Here is a 16,064-nt window from a genome sequence, read left to right as displayed (position 1 = left end):
GTCCAGCCACAGATAGGGCCAGTCGCCCGTCAGCGGGCGGCCCAGGAAGGCCTGGACCCGCTCATCGATGTCCCGGCACAGCTTGGACACCGTCGATTTGGAGATGCCGGACAGCCCCATGGCCTGCGCCAGCTCGTCCACCCGCCGGGTGGAGACGCCGCCGATCCAGGCCTCCTGGATCACCGCCACCAGCGCCTTCTCGCTGGTCTTGCGCGCCTCCAGGAAGGGCGGGAAATAGCTGCCCTGCCGCAGCTTGGGAATGCGCAGGTTCAGCGTTCCCAGCCGCGTGTCCAGGGCGCGGTCGCGATAGCCGTTGCGGTGCGTCAGCCGCTCGGCCGACCGTTCGTGCCGGCCGGCGCCGATCTGGCCTTCAACGTCAGCCTCCATCAGCATCTGCAGCACCGTCTCCGCGACGCTGCGCAGGAAATCGCCGTCTCCGGCCTTCTGTAGCAAATCCACCAGTGCCATACTGTCGTCGGTCATTGGGAAGGTCCTTTGGGCAAGAGGAAGTGTCGCAACTCCACTCTAGCCGACCGGACCAATGACCACCTCCCGCCCGCCGCCGCCCGGGGTGGGGCATGCCCCACCCCGGGCGATCACCGATTTTCCACCACGCTCTCGGACGCTAACCCGCCTTCGGGCGATCTGCTTCAGGTTCTTCTGTTAGAAGCGCAGGCCCAAGCCGACGCGGACCAGGCTTTCATCCGGCATGTTGCGGACTTCGCCGGCGGCGAGGGTGCGGGAGGTGTGCGAGTAGTCGGTGTAGTCGTACTCGATGCGGGTGAACAGGTGCTCGTCGATGGCGTAATCGCCACCCACGCCGTACCGGACGCCATCGAATTCCTGGCTGTAGCGCTGCGGCACGCCGGCGCTGCCCGGCTGGATGGTGTTGAAGTCGACATTGGTGTGCTGCCAGCCCACGCGGCCGAAGAGCAGCAGGTCGGGCTGAACCACGTAGCCGACACGGGCGCTGACGCCGAAGCCATAGTCGGGCTGGACGCGGTAGTTGCCCAGCGCGTCACCGAAGGTACGGTCGGCGGTATAGAAGTTCACCTCGCCTTCGCCACCCAGGTAGATGTTGTCGAAGGTCTGGCCGTAGCCGCCGAAGATGCCGCCGTTGAAGCCCTGCGCCTGATTGTCCGGCGTGCTTTGCTGGCCGGCGACCTTGGCGCGCGGATGCGCGCCGAACCAGTCATAGCCGGCATTGGCACCAACATAGCCGCCATCGAACGTGCTCTGCGCCAGAGCCGGGGTCGCGGCGACCGCAACCAGAGCCGACGCGGCCAAGACAAGAGTACGCAAATGCGACATGGTGATTCTCCTTTTGAGTCCCTAAATTCGCCATTGTTTCATTGTTGCAAACAATAAAACTTGGGCGCGTCTTGGCGATGTATGGTTATCGCCTTCAAATCCACCGCGTTACTATTTCCGATAACTACTGGTGGATGACCGATTCATTACGCCCTATCGTCGGCGATGACCTGTGAGCAGCATCACACTTTCCATGTTCTCAGCGCATGGTTGGAAATCAATACTCGGGTCTTATTTCATGACCAAACCGGATTACTGCCCAGACTTTGCCATAAATGAATCGTTCCCAGTGCGCGATAGATATAGAAAAAGCCGCCCAGGCTACCCCGGGCGGCTTAATCCTTGACCCAAAGGCATCGGCTAGGGCCGGATGCCTCGGTCTTAAATCGGATCAGGTCGAGGAGGCTTAGGCCTCCTCCGCCTTGTCCTTCTTGCTCAGATCCTCACCGGTGGCCTGGTCGACGACCTTCATCGACAGCTTCACCTTGCCGCGATCGTCGAAGCCCAGGACCTTCACCTTGACCTCGTCGCCCTGGTTGACCACGTCCGTCACCTTGGCCACGCGCTGCGGCGAGAGTTCGGAGATGTGGACCAGGCCGTCACGGGCCCCCAGGAAGTTCACGAAGGCGCCGAAGTCCATGACCTTGACGACCTTGCCGACATAGATCTCGCCCAGCTCGGGCTCGGCGACGATGCCCTTGATCCACTTGATGGCCGCGTCGGACGCCTTGCTGTCCACGGCCGCCACCTTCACGGTGCCGTCATCCTCGATGTCGATCTTGGCGCCGGTCTGCTCCACGATCTCGCGGATCACCTTGCCGCCGGAGCCGATCACGTCGCGGATCTTCTCCTTGGGGATGTTGATCACGGTGATGCGCGGGGCGTTCTGGTTGACCGCGTCGCGGGCGCCGCCGATGGCCTTGGCCATCTCGCCCAGGATGTGCAGGCGGCCGTCCTTGGCCTGACCCAGCGCGACCTTCATGATCTCCTCGGTGATCGAGGTGATCTTGATGTCCATCTGCAGGGCGGTCACGCCCGCTTCGGTGCCGGCCACCTTGAAGTCCATGTCGCCCAGGTGATCCTCGTCACCCAGGATGTCGGACAGCACGGCGACGCCGGTGTCTTCCTTGATCAGGCCCATGGCGATGCCAGCCACGGGGCGCGGCAGCGGCACGCCGGCATCCATCAGCGCCAGCGAGGTGCCGCAGACGGTGGCCATCGAGGACGAGCCGTTGGACTCGGTGATTTCCGAGACCAGGCGCAGGGTGTAGGGGAACTGCTCCTTGGCCGGCAGCAGCGGGTGGACGGCGCGCCACGCCAGCTTGCCATGGCCGATTTCACGGCGGCCCGGGCTGCCCATACGGCCGGCTTCACCCACCGAGTACGGGGGGAAGTTGTAGTGCAGCATGAAGTTTTCGCGGTATTCGCCTTCCAGCGCGTCCACGATCTGCTCATCCTGGGCGGTGCCCAGGGTGGCGACCACCAGGGCCTGGGTCTCGCCGCGGGTGAACAGGGACGAGCCGTGGGCCCGGGGCAGCACGCCCACTTCCGCCACGATGGGGCGGATGTCGCTGGTGCTGCGGCCGTCGATGCGCTTGCCGGTGCTGAGCACCGAACCACGCAACACGTCGGCTTCCAGGTCCTTGAAGGTGGTGGCGACGGCTTCGGTGGCGTAGGCGCCATCAGCGGTGAAGGCCTCGATCGCCTTCTTCTTGGCGGCGCCGACGGCCTCGTAGCGCTCCTGCTTCACGGTCTTGGTGTAGGCGGCGCGGATGTCGGCGCCCACCAGATCATTCAGCGCGGACTTCAGGGCCGCCTTGTCATAGGCCGGGGCCGGCAGGTCCCACGGGTCCTTGGCGGCCTGCTCGGCCAGGTCGATGATCAGGTTGATCACCGGCTGGAAGGCGGTGTGGCCGAACATGACGGCCGTCAGCATGATCTCTTCGGACAGCTCCTTGGCCTCCGACTCGACCATCAGCACGCCTTCCTGCGTACCGGCGACCACCAGGTCCAGGTCGGTGGTCTCGACCTGCTCCAGCGTCGGGTTCAGGATGAACTCGCCATCCTTGTAGCCGACGCGGGCGCCGCCGATGGGGCCCAGGAAGGGCAGGCCGGACAGCGTCAGGGCGGCGGAGGCGCCGATCATCGCGACGATGTCGGGATCGTTCTCGAGGTCATGGCTCAGCACGGTGCAGACGACCTGCACTTCGTTGCGGAAGCCGTCGACGAACAGCGGGCGGATGGGACGGTCGATGAGGCGGGAGGTCAGCACCTCCTTCTCGGTCGGCCGGCCTTCGCGCTTGAAGAAACCGCCCGGGATCTTGCCGGCGGCGAACGCCTTTTCCTGGTAGTTGACGGTCAGCGGGAAGAAATCCACACCCGGCTTGGCCGACTTGGCGCCAACGGCGGTGCAGAGCACGACCGTGTCGCCGTAGGTGGCGATGACGGCGCCATCGGCCTGGCGGGCGACCTTGCCCGTCTCCAAGACCAACTTGCGGCCGCCCCATTCCATCTCTTTACGGAACACTTTGAACATATCGTCTATCCTTCCATCCGATACTCGGTGAACACGTCCCGGATTGGACGGCCGAGCCGGGGCCCTATCGGCAGCACCCGCGTTAGAAACTCTTTAAATGACAGATGGCCAGCCGGGTCCACCCGGCTGGCCATCTTTACTACTCAATACCCAAAACCGAAGCGCTGGTGGTTCGACCGGACGGGAGTCCCGGCGCGATGCGGCCACGTCGGGGCACCAGCCCGCCGGATGGCGGGTGGGCGGCGCCACCGATGATTGCGGTCACGCGCGCCAGGGGCGTCGTCCGGATCATCCCCTTAGCGACGCAGGCCCAGACGCTGGATCAGCGACGTGTAGCGGGCGGCGTCCTTGCGCTTCAGGTAGTCCAGCAGGCTGCGGCGCTGGCTCACCATGACCAGCAGGCCACGGCGGGAGTGGAAGTCCTTGTTATGGGACTTCATGTGATCGGTCAGGTTGGTGATGCGTTCCGTCAGGATCGCCACCTGCACCTCGGGCGAACCGGTGTCGCTCTCGGCGGTCTTGTACTCGTTGATGAGCGCCTGCTTGCGCTCGGCAGTGATCGACATCGTCGTCTCCGTCACTTAGAGGTTCAAAACGCGCACCGGACGGACCTCCGCCCCCTCGACATGAACCAACGCCACCGGCTTGCCACCTGAAATGGCAAGCGCGATGGGCTCCCCGCCCGCCAGTCGATCATGGATGGCTTGCAGCCGTTCCAGATCGTGACGGCGCAGCAGCGCCACCGTTTGTCCGTGTCTCAGTCGGTGCGCTTCCGCTTCCGCCAGGGCCAGCGCCGGGATGTCGTCCAGCGCGGTCTCGATCGGTTGCAGAAGTCCTTCGACCGTGGGTGTCTGCGCCACCCGTTCCAATTCGTCAAGCGAAATCGCCCGGTCCATGGTGAACTGCCCGACCCGCAGCCGGCGCAGGACGGCGACGTGCCCCACGGTACCCAACGCCAGGGCCAGATCGCGAGCCAGCGAGCGCATATAGGTGCCCTTGCCGCACTCCACCTCGAACTCGGCATGGTCGGCATCCGGGCGGCCGGTCAGCAGGAAGCTGTCCACCCGCACGATGCGCGGTGCCAGATCCACCCGCTCCCCCTCACGCGCCAAATCATAGGCGCGCTCGCCCGCCACCTTGATGGCGGAGAATTGGGGGGGAACCTGGCTGATCCGCCCCACAAAGGCCTCCAGCGCCGCCTCGATCGCCTCGTCGCTGGGACGATGATCGTGGGTCGCCGTCACCTCGCCCGCCAGATCGTCGGTGGTGCGCGCCTCGCCAAACTTAAGGGTGAAGCGGTAGGTTTTGCCGCAGTCCATGGCGTAGGACACGGTCTTGGTCGCCTCACCGAAGGCGATGGGCAGGATGCCGGTGGCGATGGGGTCCAGCGTGCCGGCGTGGCCGGCCTTTTCCGCCTGCATCAGCCAGCGGGCCTTGGCCATGGCCTGGGTGCTGGTCATGCCCGAGGGCTTATCCAGCACCAACCAGCCGTGCAGGGGACGGCCCTTGCGCTTACGGGCCATCGTGGCGCTCCGCCTCCGCCTCGGTCGCACCGTCCTGGTCGCCCTCGTCTTCATCGGCCACCCCGGCCGCCGCCTTGGCGGCCGCTTCGGCGTCCAGGTCCCGCTGCACATCCGGACGGTGCAGGATCTGGTCGATGCGCTGGGCGTAGTCGAAGGAGACGTCAACCTGGAAGCTGATGCGCGGCACGTGCTGCAGGCGCATGGCCTTGGCCACCTGGCTGCGCAGGTAGGCCGACACGCGGTTCAGCGCCTTCACCTGTTCCGGCTGGCCGCCACCCAGCGGCATGACGAAGGCGGTGGCGTTCTTCAGGTCGGGGCTGATGCGCACCTCGCTGACCGTCACGTTCAGGTCCTGCAGGGCGGGATCGCGGAAATCCGCCCGGCGCAGGATGTCGGCCAGGGCATGGCGCAGTTCCTCGCCCACGCGCAGCTGACGTTGAGAAGGGGCCTTGCCGGCGCGCACGTCGGCGTCACCATGTCTGCTCATGGGTCAAATCCTAATTAGGCTCGGAAGGCACCGTCGGGTCCAGGATCGGCCTGGACGGTCGGGGACGGCCGAGCGGCAGCGGTTCATCCATCTCCATCGATGGAACGGCGGCCGAGTATGCGGCCCGTATCAGGGGCCAAAACGGCCGTCCGGGGTTGGACCGGACGGCCGGATGTCAGGCAGGGGCTAAATCCAGGAGGGAAAGACGGGCCGGCGCCTTACAGGACGCGGGCCACCTCTTCCATCTCGTAGGCTTCGATGACGTCGCCCGGCTGGATGTTGTCGTAGTTCTCGAACGCCATGCCGCATTCGTACCCTTCGCGCACTTCCTTGACCTCGTCCTTGAAGCGCTTGAGGGTCTTGAGCGTGCCTTCGTGGATGACGACGTTGTCGCGCAGCAGGCGGACACCCGCCCCGCGCTTGACGATGCCTTCCGACACGCGGCAACCGCCGACCTTGCCGACCTTGGTGATGTTGAACACCTCCAGGATCTGGGCGTTGCCCAGGAAGCGTTCGCGCAACGTCGGCTTCAGCATGCCGGTCAACAGGGCCCGGACATCGTCGATGATGTCGTAGATGACCGAGTAGTAGCGGATTTCCGCGTTGTCCCGCTTGGCCATTTCACGGGCCTGCGGATTGGCGCGGACGTTGAAGCCGATGATGATGCCGCGCGAGGCGTTGGCCAGCGTGACGTCGCTTTCGTTGATGGCGCCCACACCGGAGTGCAGAACGCGCACCTTGACCTCGACATTGTTGCCGGACAGCTTCTCCAGCGTGCCGGAGATGGCCTCGATCGAGCCCTGCACGTCGCCCTTGATGACCAGCGGCAGTTCCTTCACCTCGCCCGCCTGGATCTGCTTGAACATCTGTTCCAGCGATCCGCGCGCCGACTGGGCGACCTGGGCCTCCCGCTTCTTGCGCTGACGGAATTCGGTGATCTCACGGGCGCGGCCTTCGCTCTCGACCACCGAGAACTCGTCACCGGCCAGCGGCGTGGCGTTCAGGCCCAGCACTTCCACCGGCGCGGCGGGACCGGCGCTTTCCACGTTCTGGCCACGGTCGTTGACCAGGGCGCGCACGCGGCCCCACTCGCTGCCGGCGACGACGATGTCGCCCACCTTCAGTGTGCCGCGCTGCACCAGCATGGTGGCGACGGAACCGCGGCCCCGTTCCAGCTTGGCTTCCACGACCACACCTTCGGCGGTGCGGTTGGGGTTGGCCTTGAGCTCCAGGATTTCCGCCTGCAGGAGGATGTTCTCCTCCAGCTTGTCCAGGCCCTTGCCGGTCTTGGCCGACACTTCCACGTCCAGCACTTCGCCGCCCATGGCCTCGACCACCAGGCCGTGCTGCAGCAGTTCCTGCCGCACCCGGTCCGGCTTCGCGCCGGGCAGGTCGCACTTGTTGATGGCGATGATGATCGGAACCCCAGCCGCCTTGGCGTGCTGGATGGCTTCCACCGTCTGCGGCATGACGCCGTCGTCGGCGGCCACCACCAGCACCACCACGTCCGTGACGTTGGCGCCACGGGCGCGCATCTCGGTGAAGGCGGCGTGGCCCGGGGTGTCGATGAAGGTGATGCGTGAACCCGACGCCAACTGCACCTGGTAGGCGCCGATGTGCTGGGTGATGCCGCCGGCCTCGCGGCTGGCGACGTCGGTGTGGCGCAGGGCGTCCAGCAGCGAGGTCTTGCCGTGGTCGACGTGACCCATGACGGTGACGACCGGCGGACGCGACGACAGATCCTCGTCCCGGTCCTGATCGCCCTTCACGCCCACTTCGACGTCGGCCTCCGACACGCGGTGCGGCCGGTGGCCGAACTCGCTCACCACCAGCTCGGCGGTGTCGGTGTCGATGTTCTGGGTGATGGTGGCCATCACGCCCATGCGCATCAGCGCCTTGATCACGTCCGCCGCGCGTTCGGCCATACGGTTGGCCAGTTCCTGCACGGTGATGACTTCGGGGATGATGACGTCGCGGGTCACTTTTTGGGTATCCTGACGCCCGCTGAGGCGCTGCTTCTCGCGTTCACGGGCACGGCGGAGGGCCGCCATGCTGCGGCCGCGCTGGCCACCGCCCTCATCGCTGAGCGCCTGGGAGATGGTCAGCTTGCCGGTGTTGCGGCGACGCTCGCCCCCCTTGGCGGCCTTGGCCGGAGCCGGAGCTGGGGCCTTGGCGGTCTTGGCGGGACCGCCGGGACCGCTGGCCTTGCGGCGGCCGTCGTCGTCGTCCTCCTCGTCCACGCGCGGCGCCCCGGGGCCCCGCAGGGTGGGAGCAGTCGTGGGGGTCGCCGTCGTGGTCGTGGCGGCGCCACCACCAGCCGGACGGGCCTGGCGCGGGGCTTCGGCTTCCTTACGGGCGGCCTCGGCTTCCTTGCGCTTGTTCTCTTCGTCGAGGCGACGCTTCTCCGCTTCGGCGGCGACGCGCTTCTCCTCTTCCTGGATCATCCGCAGCTCTTCGAGCTCGCGGCGACGCAGGGTCTCGTCGTCCAGGGGTTCACCCGGCACGGGCTCCTCGACCACGTGCTCCGGCGCCGGGGCGGGTGCCGCCTCTTCGGCCACGGGCAGGTCGTCCGCCACCACCTCGTCCAGCAGCTCGTCGGCCACATCCTCGATGGGAGCGGCATCGCCCAAGGCGCGCAGGGCGCGCAAACGGGCTTCCCGTTCGCTGTCGGTCAGTTGGCGGGGGGCGCCACCGCGGGGGGGCTGGCGTCCGCCACCCTGGGCCGGACGGCCCTCGGCGGCGGCACGGGCGGCGGCGCCGCCATCGGCCACGCCCGGACGGGCGCCCTGTTCAAAGGTTCGCTTGCGCTTGACCTCAACCGCAACGGTCTTGGTGCGGCCGTGCGAGAAGCTTTGGCGCACGGATCCCGCGTCCACCGTCTTCTTCAGCTCCAGCTTGCCTCGACCGGTAAGGCTCAACTTCTTGCGGTCCTGGTCGCTCGTGTCAGTCATCCGATATCCGACTGTTTCATCGTTGTCGCCCCGGGGCCTTTGCCCCCGGGCCATCCCTTACCCAGCGCTGGGCCTAACGCCCCTCATAAGGGCGTGCAGCCTGTCCGCCTCCCGCTGCAGGCGCTGGACCAGAGGTCCGGCACCCACCACGGCATGCACCGCGTCATCGCGGCCCAGCGCCATGCCCAGCTCCCCCCGGTCGAAAATATCGACCACCGGGATGCCGGGGGACAGCGCGTCCAGCTTGGACCGGCCGTCGGCAGCCCCATCGGACGCCTCCAGCCTGAGCCCTATGCCCGACCGCGTACCGATGGCCTTGGCGCGCAGCGCCGCAGCCACCTTCTCAAATCCCGCCACCGCCTGGCCACCCCGCCGGGCGAGCCCGACCAGGTCCAGACAACGACGACGCAACAGCCCCACCACTTGGGGCCTCAAGTCCGCCGAGGTGCGCACCGAACGGCGCGCGGCCTTGGCGAACAAATTCTTGGCGACCGCCTTTTCAACCAAGGCGGGGTCCGCCGTCAACCACAGCCCGCGTCCGGGCAGGGTTTCCTCCACGTCGGGGACCACCGTGCCGTCGGGGCCGACGACAAAACGGATCATCCCGTCCTTCGATCCGACCGCCCCGCTGGCGATGCACCGGCGGAGTGGGCTTTTGGCCCCCCCGACCGCTTCCGCCTCGCCTTCCGGCAGCAGGGCGTCATCGGGGTCCGGTGTCATCGCCGGCCCAGGAACCTGAGGGGCGACCATGGATCAGGCCTCCCTCAGGCGTCGGCCCCGGACTCTTCGTCCGCGAACCAGTGAGCGCGCGCCGCCATGATCAGCTCATTGGCCTCGTCCTCGGTCATCGCGTCCTTGCCCAGGATCTCGATGAGCTCGTCACCGGCCAAATCGGCGAAATCGTCCAGGGTCTTCACGCCCTTCTCACCCAGCTTGACCAGCATGGGCGCGGTAAGCGCGTCGATGGCCGCCACCTCGTCGGTGACGCCCAGTTCCCGGCGGCGGTTTTCCAGTCGGCTGTTCTGTTCTTCCAGGAAGTTGCGGGCGCGTTCCCGCAGTTCCTCGGCCACATCCTCGTCAAAGGCGTCGATGGAGGTCAGCTCGTCGGTCTCGACGTAGGCGATTTCCTCCACCGAGGTGAAGCCCTCGGCCACCAGCAGGTGGGCGATGACGTCGTCAACGTCCAGGGCCTCGATGAACATCTGCGACCGGGTCTTGAATTCCTCGGTCCGACGGTCGGATTCCTCCTGCTCCGTCATGATGTCGATGTCCCAGCCGGTCAGCATGGACGCCAGGCGGACGTTCTGGCCGCGACGGCCGATGGCCAGCGACAGCTGGTCGTCGGGCACCACCACCTCGATACGCTTGGTCTCTTCGTCCAGCACCACCTTGGCCACCTCGGCCGGCGCCAGCGCGTTCACCACGAAGGTGGCGGCGTCGCGGTTCCAGGGGATGATGTCGATCTTCTCGCCCTGCAACTCGCCCACCACGGCCTGGACGCGGCTGCCGCGCATGCCGACGCAGGCGCCCACGGGGTCGATGGCGCTGTCATTGCTGATGACGGCGATCTTGGCGCGGCTGCCCGGGTCGCGGGCCACGGCCTTGATCTCGATAATGCCGTCATAGATTTCCGGCACTTCCTGCTTGAACAGGCCAGCCATGAAGGCGGGATGGGTGCGCGACAGAAAGATTTGGGGGCCGCGCGGCTCACGCCGCACGTCATAGATGTAGGCGCGCACGCGGTCGCCGTTCTTGAAATGCTCGCGCGGCAGGCACTCGTCACGGCGCAACACGGCCTCGGCCCGGCCCAAATCCACGGTCACGTTGCCGTATTCCACGCGCTTGACCAGACCGTTGACGATGTCGCCCATGCGGTCCTTGTACTCGTCGAACTGACGGTCGCGTTCCGCCTCGCGCACTTTCTGCACGATGACCTGCTTGGCGGTCTGGGCGGCGATGCGGCCGAAGTCGATGGGCGGCAGCGGGTCGATCAGGAAATCGCCGATCTTGGCGTCGGGACGCTTGCGCTTGGCCTGGGCCACGCTGATCTGGGTCGCCTCGTCCTCAACCGTCTCCACCACCTCGAGATAGCGCATCAGGTGGATGTCACCGGACTTGCGATCAATGCGGGCGCGGATGTCGTGCTCGTGGCCGTACTTGGAGCGGCCCGCCTTCTTAATGGCCTCTTCCATCGCCTCGAGCACATGCTCTTTGTCGATGTTCTTCTCGCGGGCGACGGCGTCAGCGACTTGAAGCAGTTCCATCGAAGCGAACCTTGCCTTCTGTTACGTCAGTAAGAACGACTGTTGAAAGAGTAGGAAAACCGAAAAATAAGGGGGTTAGTGCTGGTGCTTGCCCTCGGCCGCCGCCTTCAGCAGCGCGTCGTTCATCACCAGCTTGGCCCGCAGGATCAGGTCAAAGGGCACGGCGGCGGGGCCGGTGGGCATGTCCACCAGCACCTTGCCGTCCTCGACGCCCTTCAGCATGCCGATGAAGCGGCGCCGGTCATCCACCGGCTGCGACGTCTCCACCCGCACTTCGAAGCCCGCGTAGCGCTCGAAATCCTTTTGCCGGGTCAGCGGCCGGTCGATACCGGGGCTGCTGACCTCCAGCGTGTAGGCGACCTCGATGGGGTCTTCCACGTCCAGCAGGGCCGACACCGCGCGGCTGATTTCCGCGCAATCGTCCACCGTCATGGCGGCACCGTCCACACGCTCGGCCATGATCTGCAGCGTGGGGCGGGCGTTGCCCGTCAGCGCCACGCGCACCAATTCGTACCCCATGGCCTCGACCGAGGGGGCGATGATGCCGGCAATGCGTTCCTGTACGTCCATCGATCTCTATCCAGGGAACGGCCGACCGGGCCGCCCCCATCTCTCGCGTGGGGACGGTTATGGGGCGAAACCTGCCCGCCTGACATCGCCGACCCCAGATAATAAAAAAAGTGGGCCAATGGCCCACCCGCAAAGCGTTCCAGCCAGCCACCACAGTGTCGATGGCCGGATCGTTATGAGGATTGCTGCGGCGGATCATAGTCGCCACGGCGTTTTGCGCAAAGGGTTTTCATGCGCCATCCGCCATGTCCGGGAAGGGATGCAGGCCAGCGTCACCACCGGTTGTCGCGAACCCCACCATTCCTGGTGCCGTAAAACACCGCGAACACCATATGGTGTTCGAAAAAGCGCCGGTCAAGACCCGGCGACCGTCAGTCAAGGCCGCCGGGACAGCGGCCGGGTCCGCCTTAGAACCCAGGGCCGCCTTAGAACATGGATTCGATGACCCGGTCGGGGGGCTTGTGCCCGTCGACGAAGGTCTTGATGTTGACGATGACCTTCTCGCCCATGTCCTGGCGTCCCTCGATGGTGGCCGACCCCATGTGGGGCAGCAGCACGACGTTGGGCAAGGCCATCAGCTTGGGGTTGACGGCCGGTTCCTGTTCGAACACGTCCAGGCCGGCGGCGCCGATTTCACCCTTGGACAGCTTGCGCGTCAGCTCGTTCTCGTCGATCACCTCGCCACGGGCGGTGTTGACGATGATGCTGTTGGCGCGCAGCAGGTTCAGCCGGCGGGCGGACAGCAGGTGGTAGGTCGCCGGGGTGTGCGGGCAGTTGATGGAGATGATGTCCATCCGCGCCAGCATCTGGTCCAGGCTTTCCCAATAGGTCGCCTCCAGTTCCTGCTCGATCTCGGGATGGACGCGATGCCGGTTGTGGTAGTGCACCGACAGGCCGAAGCCACGGGCGCGGCGGGCCAGGGCCTGGCCGATGCGGCCCATGCCGACGATGCCCAGGCGCTTGCCCCAGATGCGGGTGCCCAGCATCAGGGTGGGGCCCCATCCCGTCCATTGGCCGGCGCGGATCAGCCGCTCACCCTCGCCCAGCCGCCGGGCGGTGGCCAGGATCAGCGCCATGGTCATGTCGGCCGTGTCCTCGGTCAGGACCCCCGGCGTGTTGGTGACCATGATGCCGCGCTCCCGCGCCGCCTTCAGGTCGATATGGTCGACGCCATTGCCGAAATTGGCGATCAGCTTCAGCTGCGGCCCCGCGTGGGACAGGACGGTGGCGTCCAGGCGATCGGTCACGGTGGGGACGACGACGGTGGCCACCCTGAGCGCCTCGGCCAGTTCGGCGGCGGTCATGGGATGGTCGTCGGTGGACAGCCGGGTGTCGAACAGCTCCATCATCCGCGTCTCAATGACGTCGGGCAGCTTGCGCGTCACGATGACGAGTGGCTTTTTCCGCTCGGACATGGTTCCTCCCGAGATAGCGTTCTTGCCATAGCAGCGGGGGCGCTCCCTGTCCAGCGGCCCCGCGTACAGGCCGCCACGGGCGTCCGGATGGCGACCGTGGCGGGGGCGGGGCTTGACCCCGGCGGACAGCCGATTTCTATTGGCGCATGCACATCGGGGCCGTCATGGCGCCGCCCGCCTTCTTCCCATGAATCTTTTCTCCCGAGGATGGGGACAGCCTTTGAAACGGTCGCCCATGGTCAGGTTCTTCCGGCAAGTGCTGCCGTTCGCCGCGATCGTCCTGGTTTTCGCCACCCTGCCCGCCCATGCCGGCACCGACGGCGCCATTGGCGACCCGCCGGAGACGGAACAGCAGGGGGACGCCGCCCACCCCGACGCGGTGGTGCGCAGCGGCCTGCCCGTGCCGCGCTTCGTCACGCTGCGCTCCAACGAGGTGAACGTGCGCACCGGCCCCGGCGTGCGCTATCCTGTGGAATGGGTGTTCGTGAAGGCCGGCATGCCGGTGGAGATCACGGCGGAGTTCGACACCTGGCGCCGCATCCGTGATGTGGAGGGCACGCAAGGCTGGGTGCACCAGAGCACCCTGTCCGGCCGGCGTGGCGTCGTCGTCACCGGCCAGCAGACGCGGACGCTGCGCCGTGACGCGGCCTCCGTCGCCGAAGCGGTGGCCCAGTTGGACCCCGGCGTCATCGCCAAGTTGCGCAAGTGCAAGGGCCCGTGGTGCCAGGTGGACGTGGGCGGCTTCCGCGGCTGGCTGCAGCGCGACGAGGTCTGGGGCGTCTATGCCAAGGAGGATGTGGGCGAATGAGCAAAGCCTTGCCGCCGGATGACGCGGTCCTGCGCCAAGCCGTGATCGACGCCGCCCAGGCGATGAACGGGCTGGGCATAAACCAGGGCAAGAGCGGCAATGTCAGCGCCCGCTGCGACGGCGGCTTCCTCATCACGCCGTCGGGCGTGCCCTATGAGGACCTGACGCCGGACGCCATCGTCTTCATGACCCTTGAGGGCCGCTATCGCGGTACCCTGGTACCGTCGAGCGAATGGCGCATGCACCTGTCGATTTATCAGGAGCGGCCGGCCGCCGGCGCCGTGGTCCACACCCACGCGCCCTTCTGCACCGCCCTCGCCTGCCTGCGGGAACGTATCCCCGCCTTCCACTACATGGTGGCCGTGGCCGGGGGCACCAGCATCGAGGTGGCGGACTACGCCACCTTCGGCACCGGGGCCCTGTCGGACGCGATGATGGCGGCGCTGGGCCCCCGCCGCGCCTGCCTGCTGGCCAACCATGGCATGATCGCCTTCGGCGCCGACCTGAAGAGCGCCCTGGGCCTGACGGTGGAGGTGGAAAGCCTGGCCCGCCAATACTGGCATGTCCGCATGATGGGCACCCCCATCATCCTGGACGAGGCGGAGATGGCGGAGGTGCTACGCCGCTTCGCCACCTATGGCCGCCAGCCCAAGGACCTGGCGCCCGGCACCCCCCAGGCGCTGGAATTCCCCGCCAAGCTCGACTGATGCGCTGCTAGACGGGCATCCCCGACCGGGTTCACACTGGTTCCCAGCGCCGCCCGATGAGGTGGCGACGAAACAACTGGGAGTGCGCCCCTCATGACCCTGGAGACGCCGCCGGGCTATGCCCCGCTGAGCGAAGCGACCCTGCCCGATTTCCTGGCCGCCGTGCCGGCCCTGGCCAACCGCCTGGGCGGCTCCCCCGCCGACTGGTCGGTGAGCGAGGTGGGCGACGGCAACCTGAACCTGGTCTTCCTGGTCGAGGGGCCGGGCCGCGACGGCAAGCCCGCCGGCCTGTGCGTCAAACAGTCCCTGCCCTATCTGCGCCTGGTGGGCGAAGGCTGGCCGCTGGACCTGAACCGCGCCTGGTTCGAGCAGCGGGCGATGGCGCTGCACGCCGCCGGCGTCTCCGGCCGGGCGCCGGCCCTGCTGCATTACGACCCCACGCTGTACGCCATCGTCATGGAGCGGCTGAGCCCCCACATCATCCTGCGTCGCGGCCTGGTGCAGGGCATGCGCTACCCCAAGCTGGCGGAGCATGTCAGCGATTATCTGGCGGGTACGCTCTACGCCACCAGCGACCTGGCCCTGCCGGCCACCAAGAAGCGGCCCCTGGTGGCCGCTTTCGCCGCCAACGACGCCCTCTGCCGCCTGACGGAGGACGTGATCTTCACCCAGCCCTACATGACCCACCCCAACAACCGCTGGACATCGCCGCAGTTGGACACGACGGCCCGGGCGGTGCAGGCGGATCCGGCGTGGAAGCTGGCGGCCAGCCGGCTGAAGCTGACGTTCATGGCCTCACCCGAGGCGTTGATCCATGGCGACCTGCACACCGGGTCCATCATGGTGACGGAGACGGACACCCGGGTGATCGATCCGGAGTTCGCCTTCTTCGGCCCCATGGGCTTTGATGTGGGCGCCATCATCGGCAACCTGCTGCTGAACTATCTGGCGCAGGACGGCCACGCCACGGAGGACCATCCCCGCGACGCCTACCAGGATTGGGTGCTGGAGACGGTGGAGCAGCTGTGGACCCTGTTCCGGGCCAAGTTCCTGCATCTGTGGCGCACCAGCGGCGAGGGCGACGCCTATCCCGCCGCCCTGTTCTCCGGGCCGGAGGGCACGGCCTGCCTGGAAACGGAACGCCGCGCCTATCTGGACCGGCTGTTCGCCGACGCCCTGGGCTTCGCCGGCGCCAAGATCACCCGCCGCATCCTGGGCCTGGCCCACAACATCGATTTGGAAAAGATCGCCGACCCCGACCTGCGGGCCCTCTGCGAAACCCGCTGCCTGGCGCTGGCCCGGTCGCTGATGGTGGAGACGGGGCGCTATCCCACCATCCGGGCGGTGACGGACGCCGCCCGCCACGTGCGGCGGAGCGTCACGGCGGTGGGGGCCATAGACCAGCGGGGGTTGGGGCTTGGCGCGTCGTGAGCCGGCGGGTCCCGTGCGGCGCCACCGCGCGGGACCCCTCATTCACCCTGGCTGGCCGAGC

The 16,064-nt window shown here is 67.0% G+C and carries 14 protein-coding genes; 3 read left to right on the top strand and 11 right to left on the bottom strand.

Translation table 11 applies throughout. The features are described from left to right. The 11 genes from FHS74_RS27460 to FHS74_RS27410 all read right to left on the bottom strand — a co-directional run. Nucleotides 1–483 (bottom strand): transposase (locus FHS74_RS27460; RefSeq protein ID WP_184807453.1); only part of this gene is annotated, 483 nt, incomplete at its 3' end. A gap of 180 nt (nt 484–663) precedes the next feature. After that, on the bottom strand, nt 664–1,311 hold the full coding sequence (locus FHS74_RS27455; protein ID WP_184807452.1) for an outer membrane protein: 648 nt from the start codon (nt 1,309–1,311) through the stop codon (nt 664–666). Nucleotides 1,312–1,717: 406 nt separating this feature from the next. Further along, nucleotides 1,718–3,847, bottom strand: a complete 2,130-nt coding sequence (gene pnp / locus FHS74_RS27450) for a polyribonucleotide nucleotidyltransferase (protein ID WP_184807451.1) — start codon at nt 3,845–3,847, stop codon at nt 1,718–1,720. Between the two features lie 296 nt (nt 3,848–4,143). Then, complete coding sequence (gene rpsO, locus FHS74_RS27445; protein ID WP_184807450.1) at nt 4,144–4,413, bottom strand: 30S ribosomal protein S15; 270 nt, start codon at nt 4,411–4,413, stop codon at nt 4,144–4,146. A gap of 15 nt (nt 4,414–4,428) precedes the next feature. Then, nucleotides 4,429–5,370 carry a tRNA pseudouridine(55) synthase TruB gene (gene truB / locus FHS74_RS27440; RefSeq protein ID WP_184807449.1) on the bottom strand — a complete coding sequence of 314 codons (942 nt, stop codon included), beginning with the start codon at nt 5,368–5,370 and terminating at the stop codon, nt 4,429–4,431. Continuing rightward, entirely contained in the window at nt 5,360–5,857 is a 498-nt protein-coding gene (gene rbfA / locus FHS74_RS27435; protein WP_184807448.1) for a 30S ribosome-binding factor RbfA, read from the bottom strand. Before rbfA ends, truB begins: the two co-directional genes overlap by 11 nt. A 218-nt stretch (nt 5,858–6,075) precedes the next feature. Then, on the bottom strand, nt 6,076–8,808 hold the full coding sequence (infB, locus tag FHS74_RS27430) for a translation initiation factor IF-2 (RefSeq protein WP_184807447.1): 2,733 nt from the start codon (nt 8,806–8,808) through the stop codon (nt 6,076–6,078). A gap of 57 nt (nt 8,809–8,865) precedes the next feature. Continuing rightward, the gene (locus FHS74_RS27425) at nt 8,866–9,558 is read right to left on the bottom strand and encodes an RNA-binding protein (RefSeq protein WP_184807446.1); all 693 of its coding nucleotides are present in this window, start codon (nt 9,556–9,558) and stop codon (nt 8,866–8,868) included. Between the two features lie 14 nt (nt 9,559–9,572). Further along, nucleotides 9,573–11,072 (bottom strand): transcription termination factor NusA, encoded by a 1,500-nt coding sequence (gene nusA, locus FHS74_RS27420; protein WP_184807445.1) that lies wholly within the window; start codon nt 11,070–11,072, stop codon nt 9,573–9,575. A gap of 75 nt (nt 11,073–11,147) precedes the next feature. Continuing rightward, nucleotides 11,148–11,642: a ribosome maturation factor RimP gene (gene rimP / locus FHS74_RS27415; protein ID WP_184807444.1), complete on the bottom strand. Its 495-nt coding sequence runs from the start codon at nt 11,640–11,642 to the stop codon at nt 11,148–11,150. Nucleotides 11,643–12,067: 425 nt separating this feature from the next. Then, nucleotides 12,068–13,057: a 2-hydroxyacid dehydrogenase gene (locus tag FHS74_RS27410; RefSeq protein WP_184807443.1), complete on the bottom strand. Its 990-nt coding sequence runs from the start codon at nt 13,055–13,057 to the stop codon at nt 12,068–12,070. A 235-nt stretch (nt 13,058–13,292) separates the two neighbouring features. Here FHS74_RS27410 and FHS74_RS27405 point away from each other — a divergent pair, with 235 nt between their 5' ends. The 3 genes from FHS74_RS27405 (at nt 13,293) to mtnK (ending at nt 16,003) form a co-directional block, all read left to right on the top strand. Continuing rightward, nucleotides 13,293–13,865: an SH3 domain-containing protein gene (locus tag FHS74_RS27405; protein WP_184807442.1), complete on the top strand. Its 573-nt coding sequence runs from the start codon at nt 13,293–13,295 to the stop codon at nt 13,863–13,865. Further along, nucleotides 13,862–14,572 carry a class II aldolase/adducin family protein gene (locus FHS74_RS27400; RefSeq protein ID WP_184807441.1) on the top strand — a complete coding sequence of 237 codons (711 nt, stop codon included), beginning with the start codon at nt 13,862–13,864 and terminating at the stop codon, nt 14,570–14,572. The genes FHS74_RS27405 and FHS74_RS27400 overlap by 4 nt, the downstream gene beginning before the upstream one ends. 93 nt (nt 14,573–14,665) lie before the next feature. Continuing rightward, the gene (gene mtnK, locus FHS74_RS27395) at nt 14,666–16,003 is read left to right on the top strand and encodes an S-methyl-5-thioribose kinase (protein WP_184807440.1); all 1,338 of its coding nucleotides are present in this window, start codon (nt 14,666–14,668) and stop codon (nt 16,001–16,003) included. Nucleotides 16,004–16,064 lie beyond the last annotated feature (61 nt).

This window comes from Nitrospirillum iridis (genome assembly GCF_014205765.1).
Lineage (GTDB): Bacteria > Pseudomonadota > Alphaproteobacteria > Azospirillales > Azospirillaceae > Nitrospirillum > Nitrospirillum iridis.
The sequence above is the reverse complement of the archived record's forward strand: the minus strand, read 5'-3'. Positions and strand labels throughout refer to the sequence as shown.